Origin of the sequence: Pseudomonas agronomica, from assembly GCF_025917275.1 — a bacterium.
Taxonomy (GTDB): Bacteria; Pseudomonadota; Gammaproteobacteria; order Pseudomonadales; family Pseudomonadaceae; genus Aquipseudomonas; species Aquipseudomonas agronomica.
The window spans coordinates 1-2,790 of record NZ_JAOSHO010000598.1 but is presented as its reverse complement, the minus strand read 5'-3'; the positions used below and the strand labels follow the sequence as shown (position 1 = coordinate 2,790).

2 protein-coding genes are annotated in these 2,790 nt (G+C 60.5%); both read left to right on the top strand.

The features are described 5' to 3' along the window. The first annotated feature begins 180 nt into the window (after positions 1-180). On the top strand, positions 181-1,491 hold the full coding sequence (locus tag OC610_RS25015; protein ID WP_181286720.1) for an OprO/OprP family phosphate-selective porin: 1,311 nt from the start codon (positions 181-183) through the stop codon (positions 1,489-1,491). Positions 1,492-1,631: 140 nt separating this feature from the next. Next, positions 1,632-2,756, top strand: coding sequence for a GNAT family N-acetyltransferase (locus tag OC610_RS25010; RefSeq protein WP_264431699.1), 1,125 nt, complete (start codon positions 1,632-1,634; stop codon positions 2,754-2,756). Positions 2,757-2,790: the final 34 nt, after the last annotated feature.

Here is a 2,790-nt window from a genome sequence, read left to right as displayed (position 1 = left end):
CCCACAGTTTTGTGGCATTTTTGTTATTTCCTTTCGAAGTAAAAAGTTCCGCTGTCATAAAATCTTTATGTGATAGCAACTTGCCTGACACACCCCGTCGCCAAGATCCCCTCCCAACACCAGCGGGCCCAGTTCCGCGTGTTTTCTAACGCATAGACTACCAACTAGGGGAATTCTTCGATGATCCGTAAGCACTTCGCAGGTGTTGCCGCCAGCGCACTGGCAATGGCAGTAACCGCCCAGGCTTTCGCCGGCACCGTGACCACTGACGGCGCCGATATCGTGGTCAAGACCAAGGGCGGCCTGGAGGTCGCTACCACTGACAAAGAGTTCAGCTTCAAGCTCGGCGGTCGTTTGCAGGCTGACTACAGCAAGTTCGATGGTATCTACACCGACAACGGCAACTCGGCAGACGCCGCTTACATCCGTCGTGCCTTCCTGGAACTGTCCGGCGTGCTGTACACGGATTGGGCCTACACCATCAACTACGACATGTCCCACAACAGTGGCGACTCCGACAACGGCTACTTCGACGAAGCGTCGCTGGCCTACAACGGCTTCAAGCCTGTTTCGATCAAAGTCGGTCGTTTCGACCCCGATTTCGGCCTGGAAAAAGCCACCAGCTCCAAGTGGGTTACCGCGCCAGAGCGTAACGCCGCCTACGACCTGATCGACTGGGCCAACAGCCACCAGAACGGCTTGGGCATCCAGGCGTCGAGCACCTTCGCCGATTCGTTCTATGCCTCGGCAGGCGTCTTCAGCAAGGACACCGACGACACCGACGGCGACAGCGTCAAGCAAGTCAACGGTCGCTTCGTGTTCGCACCGATGCACGACGCCGGCAACGTGTTGCACTTCGGTCTGAACGTGGCTTCCCGTGATGTGTCCGACACCGTGTTCGATGCGCGCTACCGTTCCCGCCTGGGCATGCGTGGTGTTGAAACCCTGGGCGGCAATGACGCCGGTCCAAACGGCAACCGTCCGGTATTGGGCGGCGCCAACAACTCCCCGGCCGGCTCGTACGACCGCGACACTGCTTTCGGCCTGGAAGCCGCTTTCGCCATGGGCCCAGCGTCGATCCAGGGTGAGTACATCACCCGCAAGACCAAGGCTGACGCGGACGGTTTCGAAGACATCAAGGGCCACGGCTTCTACGTCCAGGGTGCCTACACCCTCACGGGCGAATCTCGCGGCTATAAAGTCGGCAAGTTCGACGCGATCAAACCGCAGAACAAGTCCATCGGCGCCTGGGAAGTGTTCTATCGCTACGACAGCATGACCGTCGAAGACGACAACATCACCACCGCTACCGCGACCCGTGACGTGGGCGACGCCGAAGCCAAGGTGCACAACCTGGGCGTGAACTGGTACGCCAACGAAGCGGTGAAAATCTCGGCCGCCTACGTCAAGGCCAAGACCGACAAGGTCACCAACGTCAACGGTGATGACGATGGCGACGGCTTTGTGATGCGCGCCCAGTACGTGTTCTAAATCGCTTTGACCTGATACACCGCTGCACTTTCATCCGTTACAGCTCCTTTGAACCCCGCCTCTGGCGGGGTTTTTTTATCCCCGTCCGGTCAGGATCGGCGATACTCGCGCAATCCGTCGTCTGGATCCCGGGGAACCGCATGCCGCTTCACGTCTTGGACAGCCTGTCCGCCATCGCGCCACACGAGTGGGACGCGCTGGTGCCCGTCAACCAACCCTTCCTGCGCCACGCTTTTCTCACCGCCCTGGAAGACAGCGCCAGCCTGGGTTCGCATACCGGGTGGCAGCCCGAGCATCTGCTGCACCTCGAGGAGGAGCGGTTGCTGGCGGCGTTGCCCAGTTATCGCAAATGGCATTCCTACGGTGAGTACGTGTTCGATCACGGCTGGGCCGACGCTTGCGCCCGGGCCGGTATCGACTATTACCCCAAGCTGCTCACGGCGGTGCCGTTCAGTCCGGTCAGCGGCCCGCGACTGTTGGCGGCGCGTGCGGAGGACGGCTTGGAGTTGCTCGGCAGCCTGCCGGGCTATCTGGAAATCGAGGGGCTTTCCAGCGCTCACATCAACTTCACCGATGCCTCCACCGACGCCGCGCTGGCTGGGCAAGAGGGCTGGTTGCAGCGGATCGGCTGCCAATACCACTGGCAGAATCGCGGCTATCGGGATTTCCAGGATTTCCTCGATGCGCTCAGTTCCCGCAAGCGCAAGCAGATGCGCAAGGAACGCGAGCAGGTGGCGGGGCAGGGCATTGACTTCGAATGGCTGGAAGGCCATCAACTGGACGAGGCGCAGTGGGACTTTGTCTACGCCTGTTACGCCAATACCTACGCGGTGCGTCGGCAGGCGCCTTATCTGACCCGTGCGTTCTTCAGCCTGCTGGCGGAGCGCATGCCCGAGGCCATTCGCGTGGTGCTGGCCAAGCAAGGTTCACGGCCAGTGGCGATGGCGTTCAGCCTGGTGGGCGGCGACAGTTTTTATGGGCGTTATTGGGGTTGCCTGGCGGAATTCGATCGCCTGCATTTCGAGACATGTTTCTACCAGGGCATGGACTACGCGATTGCCAACGGCCTGCAGCGTTTTGATGCCGGAGCACAGGGCGAGCACAAATTGATTCGCGGGTTCGAACCGGTGATCACGCGCTCGTGGCACTACCTGCGTCATCCAGGCCTGAAAGCGGCGGTGGCGGATTTTCTCGCACGCGAGCATGAGGGCGTGATGGCGTATGCCGAAGAGGCCAGGACGGCACTGCCTTATCGGCAGTGCTGAGGATGTTATGAAATCCCGTGGCGAGGGAGCTTGC